Genomic DNA, 1,076 nt, shown 5'->3' on the forward strand with positions numbered 1-1,076 from the left:
ACTTGGGGCTGGTGTGGCGTTCAAGGGTGAAGGTGCCCGACGGGTTCGCGAACGTGCGGGTGTCCTCCGTCCGCTGCTCCAGGACCTCCACCGGCTTCCCGCCGGAACGCGCGGCGTTCTGGGCCTTTTGTTCCGGCGTCACGCCCTTCGCGTCCGCGGCGGGCGCAGCTTGGGGCGCGGAAGTCGCGTGGCCGGGCGTCAGGCTGACGCACAGACCGGTGAGCGCCAGCACGGCCAGGGCCTTCGGCCAGGCGTGTGGTCTTCGTGGGCTCCTCGAGGGAGGGGCGGAGTGCATGGCGAAACCATCCAAGGGTGACGGCGATCGGATTGGGCGACCGCCTCGTCGGCGGCACACGTGAAGAGTTCGGGGGCTCCGCGTACTGGCGGGTGGATGACCGAGGGCGAGCCGAAGATCACACACACCCAGAACCTTACGGAACTAGATCATACTTATACTCATCCTTGACCTTCCTCTGGGTTTACGGGCAAGTCGGAAGGGGTTCGTCCGGTTCCACTATGGGACTATCTTGACTTATGCATGACCATGACAGGATTGATCGTTTACTGTGTGCGTGATAGGTGCGTTGGTCGTCAACGCGCCTCATTCTGCATAGAGGAATTGCGTGAGTCCGTCGCAAATACCCAGGAGATCCGAGCCTCATTGGAGCTCCGACAACGTCTGGAACTGGCCCACATACATTCGCCGTTCCGCCCAGGCCATTGCCATTACCGTCAGCTCCGCCCTGCTGATCTCGGCAGGTGTGAGCACCGCGGCCGCGGCCACCGAGAAGTTCAAGGTCCGCGGCACCCAGAGCGAGCCGGTACTCGCCGGCGCCTCGGTCCCGGTCAAGTCCGCGCCGAAGAACGAAGCAGCGCAGAACGCCCAGAAGAAGGCTCCCAAGGTCACCTGGCCCAAGGGCGGCGAAGCCCTCCTGGAGCCCGGCTCCCCCGTGGCTGCCCGCGCGCAGGCTGCTGCGCCCGCCCGTAGTGACGTAGGCGGGCTTCCCGTCGCAATACGTTCCACGGCCACGGCAGTTCCGTTCACCCGGGCGGGAGCATCGGCCGCTCCGGCCGCC

Annotated in this window: 2 protein-coding genes; one reads left to right on the forward strand and one right to left on the reverse strand. The window is 65.6% G+C overall.

The window, feature by feature from the left end; translation table 11 throughout:
* Positions 1-232, reverse strand: a 232-nt coding sequence (locus tag ACFWVD_RS28875) for a hypothetical protein (RefSeq protein WP_379248090.1), incomplete at its 3' end; no start/stop codon positions are given.
* Between the two features lie 529 nt (positions 233-761).
* Here ACFWVD_RS28875 and ACFWVD_RS28880 point away from each other — a divergent pair.
* Positions 762-1,076: hypothetical protein (locus tag ACFWVD_RS28880; protein WP_379248091.1), on the forward strand; the 315-nt coding region annotated here is incomplete at its 3' end.

The organism is Nocardia sp. NPDC058666, assembly GCF_042714895.1.
Taxonomy (GTDB): domain Bacteria; phylum Actinomycetota; class Actinomycetes; order Mycobacteriales; family Mycobacteriaceae; genus Nocardia.